The organism is Anaerobacillus sp. ABR4_321 (assembly GCF_056158505.1).
Window position 1 is genome coordinate 1,573,437 of the sequence record NZ_JBSWTK010000001.1, and the last position, 23,442, is coordinate 1,596,878.

19 protein-coding genes are annotated in these 23,442 nt (G+C 41.5%); 18 read left to right on the plus strand and 1 reads right to left on the minus strand.

Annotated features, from left to right (window positions below):
* Positions 1-236: 236 nt before the first annotated feature.
* The 9 genes from ACXADT_RS08155 (at position 237) to ACXADT_RS08195 (ending at position 13,808) form a co-directional block, all read left to right on the plus strand.
* A complete protein-coding gene (locus ACXADT_RS08155) occupies positions 237-3,431 on the plus strand; it encodes an SNF2 helicase associated domain-containing protein (protein ID WP_474834161.1) in 3,195 nt (1,064 codons plus the stop codon).
* Positions 3,432-3,670: 239 nt separating this feature from the next.
* Positions 3,671-4,111: an Lrp/AsnC family transcriptional regulator gene (locus ACXADT_RS08160; protein ID WP_474810727.1), complete on the plus strand. Its 441-nt coding sequence runs from the start codon at positions 3,671-3,673 to the stop codon at positions 4,109-4,111.
* 50 nt (positions 4,112-4,161) lie between these two features.
* Positions 4,162-5,778 (plus strand): ABC transporter substrate-binding protein, encoded by a 1,617-nt coding sequence (locus tag ACXADT_RS08165; RefSeq protein WP_474834163.1) that lies wholly within the window; start codon positions 4,162-4,164, stop codon positions 5,776-5,778.
* 35 nt (positions 5,779-5,813) lie between these two features.
* Positions 5,814-6,890 (plus strand): M42 family metallopeptidase, encoded by a 1,077-nt coding sequence (locus ACXADT_RS08170; protein ID WP_474834165.1) that lies wholly within the window; start codon positions 5,814-5,816, stop codon positions 6,888-6,890.
* A gap of 194 nt (positions 6,891-7,084) precedes the next feature.
* Positions 7,085-9,151 (plus strand): right-handed parallel beta-helix repeat-containing protein, encoded by a 2,067-nt coding sequence (locus ACXADT_RS08175; RefSeq protein ID WP_474834167.1) that lies wholly within the window; start codon positions 7,085-7,087, stop codon positions 9,149-9,151.
* Positions 9,152-9,272: 121 nt separating this feature from the next.
* Entirely contained in the window at positions 9,273-9,641 is a 369-nt protein-coding gene (locus ACXADT_RS08180) for an ArsR/SmtB family transcription factor (protein ID WP_474834169.1), read from the plus strand.
* Between the two features lie 26 nt (positions 9,642-9,667).
* Positions 9,668-12,157: a heavy metal translocating P-type ATPase gene (locus tag ACXADT_RS08185; RefSeq protein ID WP_474834171.1), complete on the plus strand. Its 2,490-nt coding sequence runs from the start codon at positions 9,668-9,670 to the stop codon at positions 12,155-12,157.
* Between the two features lie 91 nt (positions 12,158-12,248).
* Positions 12,249-13,109: an AraC family transcriptional regulator gene (locus ACXADT_RS08190; protein WP_474834173.1), complete on the plus strand. Its 861-nt coding sequence runs from the start codon at positions 12,249-12,251 to the stop codon at positions 13,107-13,109.
* A 300-nt stretch (positions 13,110-13,409) separates the two neighbouring features.
* Positions 13,410-13,808 (plus strand): DUF302 domain-containing protein, encoded by a 399-nt coding sequence (locus ACXADT_RS08195; RefSeq protein WP_474834175.1) that lies wholly within the window; start codon positions 13,410-13,412, stop codon positions 13,806-13,808.
* 78 nt (positions 13,809-13,886) lie between these two features.
* Here the strand turns inward: ACXADT_RS08195 and ACXADT_RS08200 are convergent, their stop codons facing one another.
* A complete protein-coding gene (locus ACXADT_RS08200; protein ID WP_474834177.1) occupies positions 13,887-14,381 on the minus strand; it encodes a CBO0543 family protein in 495 nt (164 codons plus the stop codon).
* 157 nt (positions 14,382-14,538) lie between these two features.
* Here ACXADT_RS08200 and ACXADT_RS08205 point away from each other — a divergent pair, with 157 nt between their 5' ends.
* The 9 genes from ACXADT_RS08205 to rbsC all read left to right on the plus strand — a co-directional run bounded on the left by ACXADT_RS08205 (position 14,539) and on the right by rbsC (position 23,432).
* Positions 14,539-14,991 (plus strand): MarR family winged helix-turn-helix transcriptional regulator, encoded by a 453-nt coding sequence (locus ACXADT_RS08205; RefSeq protein WP_474810735.1) that lies wholly within the window; start codon positions 14,539-14,541, stop codon positions 14,989-14,991.
* Positions 14,988-17,387, plus strand: coding sequence for an MMPL family transporter (locus tag ACXADT_RS08210; RefSeq protein WP_474834179.1), 2,400 nt, complete (start codon positions 14,988-14,990; stop codon positions 17,385-17,387). The genes ACXADT_RS08205 and ACXADT_RS08210 overlap by 4 nt, the downstream gene beginning before the upstream one ends.
* 142 nt (positions 17,388-17,529) lie before the next feature.
* Positions 17,530-17,685, plus strand: a complete 156-nt coding sequence (locus ACXADT_RS08215; RefSeq protein WP_474834181.1) for a hypothetical protein — start codon at positions 17,530-17,532, stop codon at positions 17,683-17,685.
* Between the two features lie 63 nt (positions 17,686-17,748).
* Positions 17,749-18,609 (plus strand): hypothetical protein, encoded by an 861-nt coding sequence (locus ACXADT_RS08220; RefSeq protein ID WP_474834183.1) that lies wholly within the window; start codon positions 17,749-17,751, stop codon positions 18,607-18,609.
* A gap of 117 nt (positions 18,610-18,726) precedes the next feature.
* Positions 18,727-19,704 carry a LacI family DNA-binding transcriptional regulator gene (locus ACXADT_RS08225; RefSeq protein ID WP_474834185.1) on the plus strand — a complete coding sequence of 326 codons (978 nt, stop codon included), beginning with the start codon at positions 18,727-18,729 and terminating at the stop codon, positions 19,702-19,704.
* Between the two features lie 6 nt (positions 19,705-19,710).
* A complete protein-coding gene (gene rbsK / locus ACXADT_RS08230; RefSeq protein ID WP_474834187.1) occupies positions 19,711-20,601 on the plus strand; it encodes a ribokinase in 891 nt (296 codons plus the stop codon).
* On the plus strand, positions 20,598-20,984 hold the full coding sequence (gene rbsD / locus ACXADT_RS08235) for a D-ribose pyranase (protein WP_270179747.1): 387 nt from the start codon (positions 20,598-20,600) through the stop codon (positions 20,982-20,984). The genes rbsK and rbsD overlap by 4 nt, the downstream gene beginning before the upstream one ends.
* A gap of 14 nt (positions 20,985-20,998) precedes the next feature.
* On the plus strand, positions 20,999-22,489 hold the full coding sequence (locus ACXADT_RS08240) for a sugar ABC transporter ATP-binding protein (protein ID WP_474834189.1): 1,491 nt from the start codon (positions 20,999-21,001) through the stop codon (positions 22,487-22,489).
* Positions 22,482-23,432, plus strand: a complete 951-nt coding sequence (rbsC, locus tag ACXADT_RS08245) for a ribose ABC transporter permease RbsC (protein ID WP_270179745.1) — start codon at positions 22,482-22,484, stop codon at positions 23,430-23,432. Before ACXADT_RS08240 ends, rbsC begins: the two co-directional genes overlap by 8 nt.
* Positions 23,433-23,442 lie beyond the last annotated feature (10 nt).

Genomic DNA, 23,442 nt, shown 5'->3' on the forward strand with positions numbered 1-23,442 from the left:
ATAGTCATTTTGAAAGAAAAACGACTCTATTTTTTGAAAAAGTTTGATAGTCTAGTGAAAATACACGGTTTTCATAAAACTAAATTTGTGCTGAGCTTCTAATGAAGTGGGTCTTTTTATTGAAGGTAAGGGTTTAAAAGTGGCAAGTACACTATGATAAAATGAGACAAAGAGTACCATGTCGGCAGGTGTAATACATGATGCCCCTCAACATTTGAAAGAAGGACGAGGATCTGATGGATATAACCATAAGCAATAAAATGATAAAAGAACGATGCGGTAACCTTTCTTTCAAAAGAGGGGAGGACTATTATCGCTCAAATAAAGTAACGTTCCATGACTATCAAACGGACTATTGTAAAGCGACGGTTTCTGGAACAGAAGATTTTCAAGTGACTCTTGTAAATGATTCCGGTAGTTATCGAGGTGAGTGTAGCTGTCCCTCCCTATTGAATTTTCAAAAGGACTGTCAGCATATTGCAGCTGTGTTGATTGGGATAAAGGATATTCATGATGGAAGGGTTTCACCGAATACGGATGATCCTTCACCAAATGTGACGGAAGATTTTATGAAGTTATTCAATGAGAAACCTACAAGAACGGGTGAGCAACGGTTTTTCGAAAATAGAAAAACTCTCGATGTGACGTTTACTTGTAAACCAGTTTCAGTGGAAAATGGAGACTACGTGCTAGGAATTGAACTAACAATCGACCATACGAAGGTGCGTCATGTACGAAGCTTTCTTATGGACATCAGACAAGGCAAAGCGAGCGACCTTTCTTCTATGTTTAGGTATGATCCGTCCGTCCATTGCTTCTCAGCAATAGCCGATACGATCATCCACCAGCTCATCCAAGTCGTCCTTGATGAAGAAGCATTTCTTGAATCGATCGAGAGTAAGAAAGAAAGCTTGGTGACAAGTCAAATGCTACTCGTCCCCCCATCTGCATGGATGAAAGTTGTTCCGCTTATTAAGGATGGTTCAGTTGTCCAAATTGAATACGGTGGCGAACGGTTTGAGCGCATCCAAATAATTGACGGAACGCCACCCATCACCTTTCTATTCGACGAAATACGAGGGGATACCTTCCAATTATCTATGAATGGTTTGGAACGAATGCTCATACTTAGATCCTATAGATCTATCTTGTACGACGGAAAACTATTTCAGTTGGATTGGCGAGATTGTGAGCGTTTATATGACCTTACTCAAATGCTTCCATCCAGTAATGAGAATGTTATTCCGATCCCTGCAAAACATATCGATCATTTTCTCGAACATATTTTTCCAGATCTGAAAAGGATCGGAAGCGTCAAGCTTTCAAAATCGATCAATCAAAGATTTTATAAAACGCCTCTCGTTGCAAAGCTCTATTTAGATCGTCTTAAAAATCGGTTACTCGCTGGATTAGAGTTTCACTATGATGGAGTCGTCATTCAACCGCTCGAGAGCAGAGATGTTCCTACAGGTCAGGCGATTATTCGAGATCTTGAAAAAGAAGAAGAAATTCTTAGATTGATGGATGATAGTGGATTTTCGAAAACAGACGGAGGGTATCATATGCAAAATGAAGCCCTCGAGTATGAGTTTCTCTACCATGTTGTGCCTAAGCTCCAACAGAAAGTTCAACTCTATGCGACTACAGCGGTTCGCAATCGTCTCGTGAGAAAAGGCAATCATCCTACAATAAGGGTGAAGCATAAGAAGAAGGAACGGACGAACTGGTTGGAATTTAAGTTCGAGATGGACGGAATATCCGATAACCAAGTGCGTGAGATATTAGAGGCATTAGAAGAAAAACGAAAATATTATCGGCTGAAGAACGGCTCTCTCTTATCACTTGAAACAAGCGAAATGGAAGAGATGCATCGTTTTCTAACCACCGTCCCTCCTCAAGATGAAGCGTTTGAGACCACCTTAAACCTCCCTGTAGAGAAAGGTCTCTATATACTCGATTCGCTAGGGGATATGGTGAAAGCAGAGGAATCATTTAAGAAATTTCTTGATGGAATGTATCACCCTGAGCAGCTAGATGTTGAAGTGCCACAAGATTTACAGCATATTTTGCGGGACTATCAAATCACAGGGTACAAATGGATGAAAACACTCGCGAGCTTTGGTTTCGGAGGCGTCCTTGCTGATGATATGGGACTTGGGAAAACACTGCAAAGCATCACTTACATTGTATCTGAGTTATCAGCGATTCGAGAAAGCAAGAAGCCGATTTTAATCGTTTGCCCTTCTTCACTTACGTATAATTGGTTACATGAGATGAAGAAGTTCGCACCTGGCGTCCATTCTGTCGTCATCGATGGAACGAAAGCCAATCGAGAGAAATTACAGAAAGACTGTAAAGAAGCGGATATCTTAATCACCTCTTACCCTCTTCTTCGTAGAGATAGGAAGTGGTATAGCGACCAAACCTTTCACACGGTTTTCTTTGATGAAGCGCAAGCATTCAAGAATCCCTCCACACAAACAGCACGTGCGGTGAAAATGATCAAAGCAGATCAGCGCTTCGGACTAACAGGGACTCCTGTAGAGAATTCGATCGAAGAGCTTTGGGCGATTTATCACGTGGTATTCCCGCAATTATTTGGTGGTCTAAATGATTATAGTCACCTGACGAGGAAAACCATCGCAAGACGAGTACGGCCGTTCTTGCTGCGGAGAATGAAGGGAGATGTTCTTGCTGAACTGCCTGGCAAGATGGAGTCTCTAGAATCATCGGAGCTTTTACCTGAACAAAAGAAGCTTTATGCTGGTTATTTAGCGAAGCTTAGAACGGATACATTGAAGCATCTTGACCGAGATACGATACAGAAAAACCGTATAAAAATCTTAGCCGGTTTAACACGATTACGACAAATTTGCTGTCACCCCGCCCTTTTTGTTGATGGATACAAAGGGAGTTCAGCTAAGTTTGAACAGCTTCTACAAATCATCGAAGAATCTCGTGTATCAGGTAGGAGAGTATTGATCTTCTCACAGTTCACTCAAATGCTGAAGCTAATCGGAAAAGAACTCACGAAGCGCGGACATACTTATTTCTATCTTGATGGAGAAACACCCTCTGAATCACGGTTAGAAACGTGTCAGCGATTTAACGCAGGTGAAAGAGAACTGTTTCTCATCTCATTAAAAGCAGGAGGAACCGGGCTCAACTTAACAGGAGCGGACACCGTCGTCCTCTACGATCTCTGGTGGAATCCTGCAGTTGAAGAACAAGCTGCTGACAGAACTCACCGCATGGGGCAGGACAAAGTAGTCAATGTCATCAAACTCGTAGCGCGAGGAACGATCGAAGAGAAGATGAATGATCTTCAAGAGAAGAAAAGAGAGATGATTGCAGACATTATTGATCCAGGTGAGCATGAGCGAACGAGGTTAACGGAAGATGATATACGTGAGATATTTTTGGATAAATAGGTTGATAGGAGACAGGGGTACTAACCTCTGTCTTTTTTATTTTGGAAAAACAAGATCTGATTATTGAGAAAATTCATTCATTAATCTATAATATCTCTAAATCCATTTTTAGGTATAATTTTCAAAATAAATACTATATTCCGTACAATATACGTCGTTTATTATCATTTTAGGGCATTAATTTTGCTGTTAAGTATCTTGATGGATGGAAGGATAATAAAAGTAAGGTGGTGTAAATCATGACTTTGGACGAATTAGATCGAGGGTTGGTCATTTGTTTATCACATGATGGTCGTATGTCCTTTAAAGACATTGCAGAAGAACTAGACGTTACCGAGAAAACGATCAGGTTGAGGTATAAAAAGCTAGTAGATGCAGGTGTTCTAAAAGTAGTAGGCATAGTTGACCCCGTTTCAGTAGGTGTTAAGGTTGCAGCAATCTTTCAGTTAGATGTTGAGCCTAAACGTTTGCATGACATTGTAGAAGAGATGAAAGGTTATAAAGAAGTACGCTACATCACACTAACCTCTGGTGATTATCCTCTGATGATTCAAACAAACTTACCGAATCAGGAAGATATCAGGAAAATGGTGTACAAACTATATGACATCGATGGTATACGAAAGGTTAATACAACGTATCAATTCGATATCTTCAAGAACACTCATGACATTCTTTAGTGGAAGCGAGTAAGTGTCGGCATTGCTACAAAAAATTTGGAGGGATTAGGTTGAGAAGACTACTTGGAATCCTGCTCACGATTGCAGTTGGGATGGTACTGACTGCTTGTACAGGGGGAGACGAATCATCTACAGAATCAGGTGAAGAAGGTTCAAAAGAAGGAGGAACATTAATATTTGCTAGAGGTGCTGATTCCTTATCGCTTGATGCGATCGATGTAACTGATGGTGAATCAACCCGGGTTACGCATAATATCTATGAAACTCTTTTTAACTACGATGAAAACCTAGAATTACAGGACGGACTCGCTACTGACTATGAACTAGCAGATGATGAGTTAACGTGGACATTAACACTCCGCGAGGGAGTGAAATTCCACGATGGTACAGCTTTTAATGCGGATGCGGTCGTGTTTAACTTTGATCGATGGATGGATCCGAATCATCCTCAGCATAATGGTGACTTTACCTACTATTCCTTTTTATATGGAGGCTTCAAGGGGGACGAAGACCATAAGATTGAGCGCGTTAAAGCAATCGATGAGTATACGGTGGAGATAAAGTTGACAGAACCAACTGCACCATTTATCAGCTACTTAGCTATCCCGATGTTTGGTATTGCAAGCCCTGCAGCTATCGAAAAGTACGGAGACAGTTATAACGAAAACCCTGTCGGTACTGGACCTTTCAAATTTGAGAGCTGGACGAGGAACGACAAAATATTACTAAGTAAGAATGAAGAGTATTATGTTGAAGACATCCCTCACCTAGATCAACTCATCTTCAGAGTCATTCCAGATAATTCTGCGCGTTTTACTGCCCTGCAAACAGGTGAAGTCGATATGATTGATGGTTTAAGCCCAGATGATGCAGACCTAGTAGAGTCAGATGGAAACCTTGATTTAGTCAAAAGACCAGGATTTAATATTGGCTACATGGCTTTCAATATGGAAAAAGCACCATTTGATGACCAAAAAGTGCGGAAGGCATTAAACTATGCTATCAATAAAGATTCGATCATCGATGCGTTCTATAATGGTATGGCTGAGAAAGCTGTAAATCCTATTCCTCCTTCACTTTGGGGGTATAACGAAGAAATCGATGGCTATACGTACGACCCAGAAAAAGCAAAACAATTACTTGCAGAAGCTGGATTACAAGAAGGTTTTACAACCGAACTATGGGCGATGAGTAATCCAAGACCTTATATGCCCCAACCTTTAAAGATTGCAGAAGCCATTCAGTCCGATTTAGCTGAAGTCGGTGTGAACGTCGAGATCAACACTTACGAGTGGGCGACGTACCTGGACAAAACGAGTAACGGTGAGCATGACATGGCACTGTTCGGTTGGACTGGTGTTATGGCTGATCCTGATAACTTCCTATTTCCTAATTTAAGTAAAACAAATGCAACAGCACCAGCAAACAATCGTGCGTTTTACAAGAACGATGAGTTTACAAATCTATTATTAGAAGCTAGAACCACATTCGATGAAGAAAAGCGGATTGAAATCTATAAAGAAGCACAGGAAATGTTTTATGATGATGCACCATGGGCGCTAATTGGACATACGACACCTCCTCTTTCAAAGCAGAAGTATGTTAAAGGTTTTGTCGCTCATCCAATGAGTGATGACGCGTTTTGGGATGTTTACTTAACGAAATAAATGTCATAAGAAGATAGAGGATAAGGAGAATTTCTATGTTTACATTGCTGAAAGAATTATGTGACACGATCGGTCCATCGGGGTACGAACAAGATGTTCAAAGGAAAATCTTATCCTTAGTCAAGGATTATGTGGATGAATACAACGTAGATTCATTAGGTAATCTGATCGTGAAAATAAATGGTACGAATGCTAATTTCCCCTCCCTTTTAATTGCTGCACATTCAGATGAGATTGGATTCGTAGTGAAGAAGATCGAACAAAATGGCTTGATCCGATTTGAACAAGTTGGAGGGTTTGATGACCGTATTCTATTATCTCAACCTGTGATGATAAAGTCTTCTAACGGTCCGGTCCACGGTGTCATCGGTACAATCTCTGCCCATTATGTGAAGTGGGACAATCCTAATCGCGTTAGTAATCATAGAGAGCTCTATATTGACGTTGGGGCATTAAATGACGAAGAAGCGATCAAAATGGGGATAAAAGTTGGTCAACCGATTAGCTATGGAACTGAATTAAAGAAGATAGGAACTGAGGAGTTTCCAAAAGTTATGGGGAAAGCGTTGGATGACAGAGCTGGATCAGCTTTATTAATCGACCTCATTCAACGGTTGAGTAAGGATTCACTTGAACATGGAGATCTCTATATGGCTTTTACCGTTCAAGAGGAAGTCGGATTAAGGGGCGCCTCTGTAGTAGCATCTAGTATTAAGCCTGATTTCGCATTAGCCATCGATACGACCCCTTCTAGCGATACCAATGATGTCATCATGACCGGAACTAGAGTAGTAGGAGGTGGTCCGTGTGTGAAACTAGCTGATAAGTCACTGATTTCTCATCCACTAATAAGTAATCTCCTTGTGAAAGTTGCTCAAGAAAAAGAAATTCCATATCAGGAAGAGATTTTTATGGGGATTGGAACGGATGCAGGTGCAATTCATATGACGGGTGAAGGAGTGTCGACTGGAGCACTGTCGATCCCATCACGCTATACGCACTCACCACATGAAGTGGTGGATTTAACAGATCTATCTAACTGTGGAGAGCTGTTGCTTCATTTCATCTCCTCATTAGATGAGTTGAACGGAAAGACGTTTTTGGATTCATAATGATCAAGCGTGAAGAGTCTGTCCAAATAAAAGTGGACGGGCTCTTTTTTTATGAATTAACGGATTCTTAGGCCTGCACACAAGCATTCGAGTCCCATCGGTAATACACATGCTATAAGTGCTATTTGCCTCTATCGAGTAAGAATAACTTATAAGGCGCGTAACCGAAATTTGAAAGAAGGTGTGGAACACGAATGTCAGGGAGTGAGAATCTACCTTTAGGTTTACAAAAACTATTGGAAGAGTGGAAGAATAGTGTGAAAGATTACCATTCAGAGCTAGTAAAGATGATGGCGGACGGCTCTGGTGCATCATCACAACCGAACGGACAAACGGCTCAAAGAACGTTACATGTACCAAAAGACTTTTCAACGATTACGAAAGCTGTAAGAAAAGCGAAGTCTGGTGATGTGATCCTCGTTTCGAACGGTACGTATCATGAGAGTATCACTGTCCCTTCTGATAAACCTTCCCTTCGTTTTATCGCAAATGGAGACAAGGTGATGCTGAATGGACAAGGGAAGCTGAAAAATGGATTTATGTTGATGGCGAATAACGTAGAAATAAAGGGATTTATAATAGAAGATTACGTGAAAGCAGCGATTGAAGTAAAAGGTGTATACGGTGTTAAACTGATCGAGAATACGATTCATGGAGTAAGAAAAGGGCACGGAATCCAATTAGATCAAGGAACATTTTCTAACTTGATCTGGAAGAATATCATCTCAAATGCGTATCAAAATGGAATTAACCTTCAATCAAAAAACGTTTGGGTCGTTGATAATGCGATCCGCCAGAGCGGGAATGGAATTCGCCTACAAACGGTAGGAAATCACATCGTTGGGAACATCATTCAGCATAATAGAGCGAGCGGAATTCTAGAAGATGAAGGATTTAATCTTATCTATGATAACGAGATTAGTGAAAACCAGAAAGACGGAATCGAACAGCCTTCCAGTCTTGGTGGCTCGATTTCTTTAGAAAACAAAGTTGAAAACAATAAGATGAACGGTCAAGCGATAAAAACAACAGGCAATGTCGTGCTAGACAACGACTTCATAGGGAATGAGATATTTGGTGTCGATGTAGATGGTAAGCTAAACGTTATCGAATTGAATAAATTGATTGAGAATATGAACGGACTTGTAGTAAATAAAAGTGCTACGAGAAACCTTGTTTATCGCAACCACTTTAAAGGTAATCGAAAGAGTGACCTCGTTGTTGAAAATCCTAAAAACACGTTCCTCCAAAATCATCTAAACCACATTTCCAACCCAAAAGAAGAACACAACTCGAAAAACGATTTGATCCATGTACCGGAGGACTATGAAACGATATCTTCGGCCGTAACTGCTGCTTCGCCAGGCAGTACGATTGTAGTAGACAACGGGGTGTATCATGAAGAAGTGTCGGTGCCAATCTCAAAATCTGGTATCCGAATCATCGCACAAGGGAACCACGTAACCCTAGATGGTAGAAACAAATTGAAAGTTGGATTCGACCTATCATCTAGTATTCTACTCATACAAGGATTCAAGATTGTTAATTATACTGATGCCGGAATCTACGTGAAGGGCATTGGCGTTTCGCTCGTTGAAAATGAGATTAAGAACATTACTAGTGGAAGCGGTATTGAGCTTTCCCTTGCGTTTTCTACGCTTATATGGAAAAACGAGATCGCTCATGCAAGTGATGATGGTATACGAATTAAAGCGATGAACACATGGATCGTTGATAACAGTGTCTATGCCAATGGTGGAAATGGAGTAAACTTTGAAGGGAATACCACGGTCGGTAGCACTGTAACTCAAAACCGCTTCTTTTCTAACGGTATGAATGGGATTGTGGATAACGCTGGTTTTAACTTTTTATACAACAATGAAATAAGAGGAAATAATCATGATGGTGTTTATGAAATTGCGGGGCTTGGCTCTGGAGCTATCATAGCAAACACTCTTTTATCGAATGGGTTAAACGGTGTAAGACTTGAAAATGAAGGTGATCACGTTGCAGGGAATACCATTCGATTCAACTCTGAAAGCGGCGTGTTGATTAAAGCAAATTTTCATAACGTAGAACATAACACAATTTCATTAAACAAGAGAAACGGTGTTTTACTTGATAAAGAAGCAAATCACAATTTCTTGAGCAGAGATACGTTGTTTAGGAATAGTCCTTTTGATGTAAAAGAAGAGGATAAGAATAACACCTTTTTACAGAATGAGTGTATGAGAAGTGATCCACCAGAGATTTGTGGGTAACTCCTCTATTTAAAAGAAACGCTTGAACACGTATTCAAGCGTTTTTCTATTGCTTTCAAATGAGGAAAATACTAAACTATAAACAAATACTCAAACAATCATTTGAATGAAGGTGACGAAGATGAGTGAAAAGGTACTGAAGCGAAATAAAGAGACGTGCGATACATTTTGTTATGATGAAGAACTCGTTCAACGAGTGCAGCCTGAAATTGAAAAGGTTGTAGGAGTCGAGCTGATTTTTAAAGCACTATCAGATGCTACGAGAATGAAGATTGCATATGCCCTAACGTTAGAAAAAGAGCTTTGTGTGTGCGATGTGGCAAATATTATTGGTTCTACGACAGCCACGGCATCTCATCACTTACGGTTACTAAGAAACATGAAGTTGGCCAAATACCGGAAAGAAGGAAAGCTAGTATTCTACTCTTTAGCAGATGATCATGTGCATCAGTTGGTTTCGATTGCGATGCTACATGCTAAGCATTCTTAGATGGCTTTTGTATTGGAGGTGGAGAGATGAGTGAGCGAAAAACCCATTCAAGCTGTTGTTCAGGTGATTCAGACGTTATTGAGCTAACTGAACCGAGTTGTTGTTCTTCCAATAACGACAGTCCTTCCTTGTCGACATGCTGTTCAAATGAGAAAAGTAAAGAAGCTGATGCGGTATCGAGCTGCAGTGATTCAGTTGAGAATGAAGTTCAGAATCAAAAAGAGCAAGATACCGTACAGTACAAGGTGATCGGCATGGACTGTCCTTCCTGTGCCCTCACGATTGAAAAAGGGTTACGAAAGACAAAAGGAATTCGTACTGTTCAAGTTTCATATGGTACAGGAAAAATGGCTGTAGGTGCCGAGTCTTCTTCTATTTATCATGAGATCCCGAGCCATGTTCGCAAACTCGGTTTTGAAGCAGAACCATTGCATAAACCGAAAAATATGCAGACCTACAAGGTAGAAGGGATGGACTGTGGTTCTTGTGCAATGACGATCGAAAAACACCTCGCGAAAAATCCGAAGGTACATGAAGTAAAGGTAAACTTCTCTACAGGCAACATGCAGGTCGATCACACGACAAATCAAAAAGAGATAATAAAAGAAGTTGAACGCGCAGGTTTTACAGCTTCGCTGCAATCTTCACGTGGGGAAGAACAGGAGAAGAAAAGAAACGTTCCTGTTACAACACTATCTGGAATCTTTCTCGCTCTTGGATTTATAGGGTCATTTACGAGTCTGAATGATGACTTAATCGCAGCGCTTTACGCAGTTGCCATCATCATCGGAGGGTACAAGCCTGCAAAAAGTGCTTATTATGCGATTAAAAGTGGTTCACTCGATATGAACGTTCTCATGGCTTCAGCAGCAATTGGAGCAGCACTAATCGGTGAATGGTTCGAAGGAGCAACAGTCGTCTGGCTCTTTGCACTAGGAAACAAATTGCAAAACAGGTCGATCGAGCGTACAAGAGATTCGATACGGAGCCTCATCAACCTATCACCTTCTGAAGCAACGGTTAAAATAGGTGATCAGCACATCCGAAAACCGGTTGAGGATGTGAACATCAACGATGTGATCATCGTGAAACCAGGTGACAAGATCCCTCTTGATGGTGAAGTATTAACTGGCACATCTAGTATTAATCAAGCTGCGATAACAGGTGAGTCGTTACCTGTCGACAAACAGAAGGGCGATACGGTATATGCAGGTACCGTTAATGAGAGCGGCTCTCTTGAGGTACGCGTAACAAAATACGTTGAAGATACTACGATAGCGAAGATTGTCCACCTAGTAGAAGAGGCACAAGAGAAAAAAGCGCCAACTCAAGCATTCGTTGATCGCTTTGCAAAAGTCTATACCCCGATCGTGTTTATACTCGCTCTCCTCGTCATGGTCGTTCCACCATTACTAGGATTTGGAGCGTGGGGAGAATGGCTCTATAAAGGCCTCGCGTTGTTAGTCGTAGCTTGTCCATGTGCTCTCGTTATCTCTACACCCGTTGCAATCGTATCTGCAATTGGGAACGCAGCGAATAACGGTGTCTTGATCAAGGGAGGCACGTTCCTAGAAAAAGCCGGAGCGATTAAAGCGATGGCATTTGATAAGACGGGGACTCTTACAGAAGGAAAACCAAAAGTGACGCAGGTTCTTTCGCATGACGCAAATACTGAAGAGCTTCTCAGTATCGCAAGAACGATCGAAGAACATTCCACTCATCCCATTGCTCAGGCAATCATTACGTATGCAAAAGAGCGAGATATATCGATTAAAGAGGGGACTTCTTTTAAAGCTATTCCAGGAAAAGGCGCACAAGCGACGATTAACGGAATCGATTATTTTGCGGGTAATCCGAAGTTATTCGCTGAAATGAACGTTTTGTTGGGTGACTATGATATCGAAACGTTACAAAGAGATGGCAACACGCTTGTTGTAGTTGGAAACGAAACGGACGTTTTAGGTGTGATTGCTGTAGCGGATACGATTCGTGACATCACCGTTCGTTCGATACAGAAGTTAAAAGAAGTCGGTTTGGAAGAAATGGTTATGCTAACGGGGGATAATTCTGGCACAGCTAAGAAAATTGCAAGCGAAACCGGAGTCGATCGGTATTTTGCAGAATTACTGCCTGAAGGAAAAGTAACATCCATTAAAGCACTGCAAAATGAAGGGAAACGTGTTGCGATGGTAGGAGATGGCATCAATGATGCCCCTGCTCTTGCGACATCCGATCTAGGTATTGCGATGGGCGGCGCTGGAACAGACACGGCGATGGAAACAGCTGACATCGTTTTGATGGCCGATAATTTGGAGAAACTCCCTTATACGATAAATTTGAGCCGCAGAGCACTGAAGATTATTAAGCAAAATATTTGGTTTTCATTAGTGACGAAAGTGGCGGCGCTCCTGCTCATTTTCCCTGGTTTCTTAACCCTGTGGATGGCAGTGTTAAGTGACACAGGTGCTGCGTTACTCGTCATTTTAAACAGCATGCGGTTGTTAAAAAAAGAATAAAACACTTCTATTAAACCTGTCATTTCAAAGCATGGAATGACAGGTTTTTATGATAAGGTATTGCTAAAGTGTGAGTAAGGGAGTGAGTGATGTGACGTTAATCGAGTCGATGCAAAAAGCTATTGATTTTATGGAGGATCATTTGTTGGAAGAGATAACGGTACGAGATATAGCTGCAGCTGCGTATCTCTCTCCATTTCATTTTCAACGAGCCTTCACGATTTTAACCGGGACCACGTTAGCAGAATATTTGCGTAGAAGAAGGTTAACGTTGGTCGCTCAGGAATTAAAAAGTAGTGACGTTAAGATCATCGACCTCGCTTATAAGTACGGCTACGATACTCCCGAGTCTTTCTCAAAAGCCTTTCGTAAACAGCATGGGGTGTCTCCAAGTGAAGCACGAAAAGTGACCGGAAAGATAACAGCTTATAACCGCCTGGTTATCCAGGTGAGTCTGAAAGGAGCGGAACCAATGCAGTACGATATTGTTGAAAAAGACGCGTTTCAAGTTGTTGGTATGAAGAAAGACATGTCTTGTGTAAACGGAGAGAATCTCACACTTATACCAAAAATGTGGGAAGAAGTGAACTCAAATGGTACCGATCAATCTCTTTTAAAGAAAAATGATGGTCCCATCAAAGGAATGCTGGGGATTTGTGTGAGCAAAAACGATCAAAAGTCCGAACAAATGGAGTATTGGATTGCTGTTTCACATGAAGGAAACAGTGCAGAGATTATGGAGACTCTTCACATACCGAAGAGTCGATGGGCGATTTTTAGTGTTCACGGTGCGATGCCTCACGCAATGCAGAATGCCTGGAAGAAAATTTATTCAGAATGGTTCCCATCGAACGGGTACGAAAATGCTGGTGGGCCAGAGCTCGAAGTGTATGCGGAAGGGAACCCGAATAACGAAGATTACTATTCAGAAATTTGGATCCCGGTTAAATAAAAAAATTTACAAAAGAACGTGAACCTTAAGCATTAAGGTTCGCGTTTTATTTTACAACGATTTCTGTGTAGTCAGTACAGTGTTTATAAAGTTTAAGTGGCAGGTAGATTTTTTAAACGGAAGATCGTCATCTTGTTTTTAAAACATGTAGAGCTGTGCTAAAGTTTTCTGTTCCATATTATATCTATTTTGTAATTTTATTAGCTAAATGCACAATATCTGCATAGAAAGGGGGGAGAATTTAAGTTGTGGAGTTAACTAGGCGCAGTTAGTTTTAATTTGAGAAAGGAGATGCTTAGTTTGAATTATGATTACTCAATAAAAACCTCTTTAGGGATTGATGAGGTGGTTCAAAACCTTGAAAAAACACTTAAAGAAGATGGATTTGGTATCTTGTGGGATTTTGATTTAAAAAGTAAACTTCAGGAAAAAGGAATGGATTACAACACACCTTATCGAGTTCTTGAGGTTTGTAATCCAAAGGAAGCTGAACGTGTACTTAATGAGAACAAAAAGGTTGGTTACTTCTTGCCTTGTAAAATTGTTGTTTTCGAAGAAGAAGGTGAAACTTCAGTAGGAATGCCAAGACCAACAGCCTTAATCTCTTTAGTTGAGAATGAAACGCTAAGCGAAATTGCTTCGGATATTGAAAAGCGTCTGATAACCTCAATTGATAATGCAGTGGTAATAGAAAAATAACTGATCATAGCTAAATGCGTATGAATTTGAGCAATATAGATGAGAGCTTTCCGATACCTGGAAAGCTCTCATTTTCATTTACAGGTAGTTAAAGGTTAACAAGTATAGAAATGTCACGATACAAGAAAGTACTAGCGCTGCTAGCTTATGAATATGATGAAGACGGACCATTGGGAACATTACCATCACAAATAGGATCGACCATCCGAAATGCCAACCGTTGTGATATGAAATAACATCCATCTTTGTACCGATCCATTCGATCAGTCCAAAGATTACAATCCATTTGAGTGTATAAAGTACTTGTTTTTTGATACCTGATGGATAATGAGATAAGAACACAAATGCTACCAATGGATTAATGATCAAGTTATGGACGAAGTGAACGTTCATCAAATTAAAGAAATGATCTTTGTGAAGTTCCCAAAGGTGAAAATGACTATGAGAAATAAATTCATATAAGAACGAAGCTAAGGAAATATACAACATTGATGGATAGTATGACTCCCAGTTCTTCCAATCCCCTTTCAAGATGGCGAATAGAAAGACAAGGGCAACAAGGAATAAATTCATTACATCTTCTCCTAAAGTATGCGTCATTGCTAGAGTGGTCAATAAGAGTGCGATAGATACAAGAGATTTCCTTTTTTCCAAAAATGAAAGCACTTGACATTCATATAGTTCACCCCCTAAACTATATAGAGTAATGTAGTTTAGGGGGTGAACTAAATTGGATGATCGATTAATAGAAGCAGTTGAACTCTTTGAAGATGTGATGGTGTTTGGAACTGAAAGGGTTTTGAAAAATGTCGAAGCCGACGTTTGGCAAGAGTACTCCCTCGAGCAGATCCAAGTACTTAAGCTTATAAGTAAAAACGGTGCTCTAACTGCAGGTGTCATAGCTGAACTTCAAGGGGTACATAAGAGTGCAATTTCGAATCGTTTGAAGAAACTTGAAGAAAAAGCATTGATCAAAATCGTTAAGTCAGAACAAGATCAGCGAACGAAACTCGTTGATTTAACTGAAAAAGGTACAGAAGTTTTGAAAGAATCAGATCAAGCTGTGTACGCCTACATTCATGATCTGTTCGCAAACCATGTAAAAGATGAGGAGCTAGACAATTTCTTAATTATGTTCCGAAAGATTAAGTCGATATTGAAGTTAGAGGGGGAAAGAGGATGAATGCGATCATCAAATTGAGATGGCCCATTACGATCGGACTGTTAATCGTTACGGTTCTATTGTATGTTTTAGCTCCAAATTTAACAAAGCAGGCAGAAGAAGCGGGAACGTTTCAGCTCCCTGATGATGCTGCCTCAATACGAGCGGCTGAAATTCTGAATGATGCAGGAGCGGGAGAGGAAACCATTTCGTTAGTGTATTCGTTTGAGAAAACGATAGATGACTCCTTAAGGGAAGAGATTTCATCTACTGTAAAAGAAATTCAAGATCTAGGGGATCCGATCAGTTCTGTTTTGGCACCTTTTGGAAGTGAAGAACTTGAAGCACAGCTGGTTTCAGAAGACAAAAGAACTGTTCTCGTTCCCATCACTGTCGATGGCTCACAAGAAGATGTGGTCGAGCTCGCTGATACGATAAGAGCAGATATTGTAAAAGAGCAAGAGTCTGTTTACCTCACTGGAGAAGCGATCATCAATCATGATGTGAACTTGAGTGCACAGGAAGGGTTAAAACGGACGGAAATCATTACAGTCGTTCTTATCTTTGCATTACTTCTAGCTGTATTCCGGTCACTTGTGACACCGATCATCCCACTTATGGCTGTTGGGATTACGTATTTGCTGAGTCAGTCGATCGTAGCATTTTTTATCGATTGGTTCGGTTTTCCTGTATCGAACTACACGCAAATTTTCCTTGTCGCCATTCTCTTTGGAATAGGGACAGATTACTGTATCTTGCTACTGAGCAGGTTTAAAGAAGAACTTGGAGCAGGACAGCCGATCAACGATGCGATCGTCCGCACTTACAAAACAGCTGGAAGAACACTCTATATAAGTGGTCTCGCTGTGTTTATCGGGTTCTTTGCGATCGGATTTGCAGACTTTCCTATCTTTAAGTCAGCGGTAGCGGTAGCAGTAGGGATTGCAGTCTTGCTTCTTGTACTGAGCACCGTTATGCCATTCTTCATGGCAACGCTAAAAGAAAAACTATTCTGGCCATCAAAGAAATCTGTATCCCATAACGATAGCAAGCTTTGGGGATGGATGAGTAAGCTTTCTGTTAATCGCCCACTTCTTTCGATGGTTGTCGTTGGAGTCATCACAGTTCCACTATTGTTCACATACGATGATGCCTTATCGTTCAATACAGTTGATGAAGTAGGAAATAGCTATGAGTCTGTTAAGGGCCTGCGGGCTATTGAAGATGGGTTCGGTCAAGGAGATTCATTGCCAGTACAAGTTTTACTTTCTAATGATGAAAAACTAGTGACAGAGAACGCTGTTCCTTATGTAGAGAAACTTAGTGCTGAACTTGTAAAGATTGAAGGAGTGGATAGCGTCCGTTCGATCACAAGACCTGCAGGTGAGGTCATCGATGAGCTTTATGCAGATTACCAGATTGGTAGAGTTGCAGAAGGCGTAAACCAGGCAGCTGATGGATTGGACGGTGCTGTACAAGGGCTAAATCAATCTGCCCAAGCGCAGACGCCGCCTAACGCGCCGCAACAAAATCCTTTAGAAGGATTAAATCAAATTTCTGAAGGGTTACACACTGCTGGCAATCAGCTTCAGGGAATGAGTGAGAGCCAAACGATTCGTGATACGGGGTTATATATTCCAGAAGGCACTCTCGAAAACGAGGAGTTTGCACAAGTGATCGACCGATACGCATTTGGTGAGGAAACGGGAACGAAGATAGAAGTCATCTTATCGGATAACCCTTACTCACCAGAAGCGATCGATACGGTTGATCGTATTTCAGAAACGACGGATCGCGTGATCAAGGAAACGCCGCTAGAAGGTGCTGAGGTTGCGATAGGCGGTGTATCGAGTATTAACCGTGATTTGAGCGACATTTCTAACAGCGATTTTACCCAAACGGTAACGATCATGTTAATCAGTTTATTTGTAGCATTAGCGATTATCTTTAGATCCTTTATCATGCCGCTCTATATGATTGGTTCGCTTTTACTCACCTACTTTACATCAGTGGCAGTTGCAGAATGGATTTTTGTGAATGGACTTGGCTACGACGGAATTAGCTGGGCTGTACCGTTCTTTGGATTCGTGATGCTGATCGCACTGGGTGTCGACTATTCGATCTTTCTATTAGATCGATTCCGTGAAGAATCAGCAAACGGCTTATCTGTTGTAGATGCGATTAAAGTATCGATGTCTAAGATGGGTACCGTTATTATTACAGCTGCGATTATTCTAGCTGGGACGTTTGCAGCGATGATTCCTTCAGGAGTATTGAGTCTAGTGCAGATTGCTACCATTGTAATCACTGGATTATTGTTATATGGTCTCATAGTTCTGCCATTACTCATTCCAGCTGTTACCGTGTCATTCAACAATGGCGTTTGGTGGCCGTTTCACGCTAAAAAACGTAACTAAATAGAAATCCCGTCCAATGCAATTGGGCGGGATTTTTCTATGTGAAAGCTATAATACACAATTGCTATTGCGGTCAGGACAGCCTTTTGAAATACTTGGTAGTAGGGATTAGCAAATATTCAACAGAAAATAGGTGGAAAGTATGGAAGGTTTAGGGATACTCATCGTGATGATTATCTTCTTATGGTCCATTACCAAAACCATTACGAACGCATCAGAGAAGATTACAAATCAGCTGCAAAAACAAAATGGTTTGTTAGAAGATATAAAAGACCGGATGGATAAGAACAATCTATAGTCAAAGACGCTTGTATGTTTGTGGAAGTTATTATGAATCATGTTAATGAGGAGAGTGAACCTGTTGAGTATAAGATACCGCTATTACGAAGGCCCTGAAGATTTAACGTTGCAGTATGATTTTTGGAAAAAAGTAACTTCAGATCTTCCTTATGCATGGAAGCCAACGATTTCACCCAGTCAGTTTGTCACTCAGGAGCAATTTCATCCGAAGTCTCGTGCATTCGCTTTTGATGGCGATACGTTAGTTGGGTATATGAGTTTTACTGGAAGCCGTGAGTTTGTCTCGCTTGGTTATCCGTGGGTACTCGAAGGGTATGAAGGTGATATTCAGAACGAGTTATATGATTGTGTCTACGGATTTGCTATAAGTGAAGAATTTGGGGCGAAAAAATTCGCGCAGCGTTTTCGTAGTCAGTGGAAAAAACCCATCGACTTTTTCTTATCCAAAGGGTTTGAGACAATACATACCTCACCGATAGTTGGAACAAATTTAGATGGGATAACAACAAAGCAAAACGAAGTGTTGTCCTCTCATGTTGAGGAAGGATTTCAATTCGATAAATGGGAAGGTTTAGAGCGTAGCTATAATCGTCATACTTCAGATGCAGAAATTGAAATGATGAGACAGTACTACAGTTCAGTAAACTTTGACTATGGAATCGAATATAGAATGAACGGCGAACGAGGAGGATACGCAGGAGTTGCCATCAGAGAGGATACAAACTATGCCGAGGTTATTGCAATGTCTTTACGTGATGACTTGATGGACGTATTCGAAGACGTGATGTCGTCAATTGAGCTAGAAAGTTCTCGTCGTGGAGCTAACACATTGAGCATTACAACAGCATTTTTACCAGAAGAGTTTGCAAGAGACGGTTATATGAAGTTAACTGAAGACGTGATGGTAATGAAGAGCGTATAAGTGTAGTCAGCTTGTAACAACTTAGAGAAAAAGGTAAAAAAAGATTGCAAGCGGTTCCAATAATATGTTACTTTATGTGTAACCGGTTACACATAAAGGGATCAGGGAGTGAAGAACGTGGTTACGATCAAAGATGTTGCACAAGAAGCGGGCGTTTCAGTCGCAACGGTTTCCCGTGTATTAAATGATAATGGATACGTGGGGTCTGAAACGAGAGAAAAAGTGATGAAAGCGATCACGAAATTGAAATATAGCCCGAATGAAGTGGCACGTTCTCTCTATAAACGCGAATCCAGATTGATCGGGTTGCTGCTTCCTGATATAACGAATCCATTTTTCCCACAGCTAGCAAGAGGTGTGGAGGATGAAGTGAACCGTGAAGGGTATCGGTTATTACTTGGTAATAGCGATGAAAGTATACAAAAAGAATTAGATTATATACAAACATTTGCGCAGAATAATGTCGTTGGAATGATTTCTGCAACGAATTATCTTGATCACGAGCTTTATGAAGCACTAGCTCTTCCTTTAGTTTTGTTAGACCGGACTTCAGAGGACTACCCTGCTGTTTATGCGGATGGAAGAGAAGGCGGTCGTATTGCGGCAAAAGCTTTAGTAGAAAAGGGAGCAAAACGTATCACCGTAATGAAGGGACCTTCTCATATCAAGCCAGCCCAAGATCGGTTTCGCGGGGCGATCGAGTATCTTAGTCAAGAAGAGGTCGATTTTTCAGTTATGTCGACAACGTCCTACTCTTTCGAAGATGCAAGAGGATGGGCAGAAGAGCTTTTTGATAAATATGCCGATACAGATGCTGTTATCGCGAGTAACGATATTGTTGGAATTGCGATTCTTCATGAAGCGTTAAGATTAGGGAAACGAATTCCTGAAGACGTGCAGATTATCGGTTATGATGATATTCCTCAAAGCAGTCTTTCGTATCCAACACTCTCGACTATCAGACAGCCAGCGTATGAAATGGGAAAACAGGCAGCTAAACTATTGATCAATATAATAAGAAAAGAGCAGGAAGTCGAACGTTCGATTCAACTTCCAGTAGAACTAATCGAACGAAACACAACGCGAAAGGGATGAAAGGGTATGAATAAAGCAAAAATCGCCGTTATCGGCAGTTCTTCAATGGACCTCGTCGTAACTTCCAAAAAGCGCCCAGGCGCTGGTGAAACGGTACTCGGTGAATCGTTTAAAACTGTACCAGGTGGAAAAGGTGCTAACCAGGCTGTTGCAGCTGCCCGACTTGGTGCAGAAGTCTATATGATCGGGCGCGTTGGAGATGATTCATACGGTGAGGAGATCATAGCAAATTTTAAAAAGAATGGGGTTCGTACCGAGTATGTGGAACCGGTTACAGGTATGGAATCTGGAACAGCTCACATCATCCTAGCAGAAGGTGATAACAGTATCGTAGTCGTGAAGGGTGCGAACGATTACGTCACACCTGATTATGTTGAACGAATGAGTTCCTTCCTACAAACGTGTCACCTCGTGATGATTCAACAAGAAGTTCCAGAAGAAACGGTAGCTTATGCAGCAAAACGTTGCAGCGAGATGAACGTTCCTTTGTTGCTAAACCCAGCACCAGCAAGAGAGATCTCAAAAGAAGTAGTGGATTTAGCAACATATCTTACACCGAATGAACATGAATCCGCCGTGTTATTTAACGGACTACCTCCAAAAGAAGCTCTAAAAGCATTCCCAAACAAGGTATTGATTACAGAGGGAGAGCAAGGGGTTCGCTATTTTGATGGGGAAAAAGAAGTTCTTGTTCCTTCGTTTAAGGTTGAAGTCGTTGATACGACTGGGGCTGGAGATACGTTCAACGCAGCGTTCGGTGTTGCGGTTGCCGAATCAAAAGAGATGCAAGAAAGTATTCGATTCGCAAATCGTGCTGCATCCCTTTCTGTAACAGGATTTGGAGCACAGGGCGGAATGCCTACTCGTGAAGAAGTAGAACGGAGGCTATCAGAATGAAGCGAAATGGAATGTTAAACAGTCACATCACAAAACTACTCGCTGACCTCGGTCACACAGATACCATCGTTGTGGCAGATGCAGGACTACCAGTACCGAATCATGTCCAGAAGATCGACCTGTCTTTAAAAGAAGGAGTGCCCTCTTTTCTTGATGTTGTACAACTATTGAAAGAAGAAATGGTCGTTGAAAAAGTAACGCTCGCTGATGAAGTGAAACGTAACGAGCGCGTGTATGATGAGATGTCGTCTCTCTTTGAAGAGGTTGATTACACATCTCACGAATCTTTGAAGGAACAGACCAATAGGGCAAAAGCTGTAATTCGAACAGGAGAAGTTACGCCGTTTGCCAACTGCATTCTCCATGCAGGAGTAATCTTTTAAAAAGGGGTGATAACATGCAGGTCAAAATGAGCAGTATTCATAAAGCGTTTGGGAACAACAAGGTGCTAGAAGGTGTGGACATAACGATTAAAGATGGTGAAGTTCATGCCTTGATGGGTGAAAATGGAGCAGGAAAGTCAACGCTCATGAACATTTTAACAGGACTTCACTCAAAGGATCAGGGTACCATCCATATCGATGGAAAAGAAAAAGTGTTTTCAAATCCAAAGGAAGCTGAGGAATTTGGAATTGCTTTTATCCATCAAGAGCTCAACATATGGCCGGAATTAACGGTGCTCGAGAACTTATTCATCAATAAGGAACCGGTTACATCTTTAGGAATTATTCGCACGAAAAAAATGAAAGCGATTGCGAAGGAGCAGTTCGATAAACTGTCGATTTCAATTCCACTCTCCAAGGAGGCCGGTCACTGCTCAGTTGGTGAACAGCAAATGATCGAGATCGCAAAAGCGCTTATGACTGATGCAAAGGTCATTATAATGGATGAACCAACTGCGGCATTAACCGATCGAGAAATCGAAAAGCTATTTACAGTTATCCGTTCTCTGAAAAAAGCTGGTGTGTCGATCGTCTATATCTCGCATCGAATGGAAGAAATCTTTACGATATGCGATACCATCACAGTGATGCGTGATGGTCAAACGGTAGATACGACCCCGATCCCGGAAACGAACTTCGACGATGTTGTTCGAAAAATGGTTGGACGTGAATTGACTGATCGCTTTCCTACTCGTGAAGTGAACGTAGGCGATACCGTACTCGAAGTTAAAAACCTTACTCGTAAAGGAGTATTCGAAGACGTGAGCTTTAAAGTTCAGTCAGGTGAAATCGTTGGGGTATCAGGCTTGATGGGAGCAGGACGAACGGAGATCGTACGAACGATCTTTGGACTCGATGGAAAGTATCAAGGAGAAATATTTGTGAACGGTCAACCGGTCACCGTAAAAAGTCCTGAGCAAGCCGTAAATTTAGGACTGGGATTGATTACGGAAGATCGAAAAGAAGAAGGACTCATACTCGATTTTTCTATAAAAGATAACATCGCACTTTCAAGTCTTTTTAGTTTCACGAAGAACGGAATCATTAATGAAAAAAGTGAAAAAGACTTTGTTGATCTGTTGATCAAGCGATTGACAATCAAGACAGAATCAGCAGAGACGAGCGTTGGCAATTTATCAGGAGGAAACCAGCAGAAGGTCGTTATCGCAAAGTGGATCGGCATCGGACCAAAAGTACTGATCTTAGATGAACCAACGAGAGGGGTAGACGTTGGGGCGAAGCGCGAAATCTACCAGCTGATGAATGAGTTGACTGACAGGGGAGTTGCGATCGTGATGGTCTCATCCGAACTTCCTGAAGTGATGGGGATGAGTGATCGTATCCTAGTCGTGCACGAAGGGACGATTGCAGGAGAAGTATCAAAAGAAGAAGCATCGCAGGAAAAAATAATGACACTGGCAACAGGAGGTCACGTAAATGAGTAAACTTACTAATAACCACGTTGGAAATCTCATGCAAAAGCTCGGACCACTAGTCGGCTTGCTCGTACTTGTAGCAACCGTTTCAATAATCAACCCTAGCTTTCTTGAACCGCTAAACTTACTGAACCTGCTTAGACAGGTGGCAATCAATGCTCTTATCGCCTATGGTATGACGTTTGTCATCTTAACGGGAGGCATTGATTTATCCGTCGGATCGATCCTTGCACTGTCTAGTGCTTTGATGGCAGGTATGATGGTCTCTGGAATAGATCCCATTCTCGCAATTCTAATAGGATGTCTACTTGGAGCCGTAATGGGAATGGTGAACGGTCTTTTAATTACAAAAGGGAAAATGGCTCCGTTTATTGCAACACTTGCTACGATGACGATGTTTCGTGGTTTAACGCTCGTCTACACGGATGGAAATCCAATCACAGGACTTGGGGACAGCTACGCGTTTCAACTGTTTGGAAGAGGGTATTTCCTCGGAATTCCAGTGCCTGCAATAACGATGCTTTTGTCGTTTGCGGTTCTATGGGTTATTCTTCATAAAACCCCGTTTGGTCGTAAAACATATGCGATCGGTGGGAATGAGAAAGCAGCACTCATATCTGGTATTAAAGTATCTCGCATCAAAATTATGGTGTATTCTCTTGCTGGGCTACTATCTGCACTTGCAGGAGCGATCCTCACGTCACGCCTAAACTCTGCACAGCCAACTGCAGGTACATCATACGAACTAGATGCGATCGCGGCGGTCGTACTAGGTGGGACAAGCTTATCAGGTGGTCGAGGCTTAATTGTCGGCACGCTGATCGGCGCACTGATTATCGGTACATTGAATAATGGCTTAAACTTGCTTGGCGTTTCATCTTTCTTCCAAATGGTCGTCAAAGGTGTCGTCATCATCATCGCAGTATTAATCGATCGAAAGAAAGCAGCTTAGGAGGGTTACA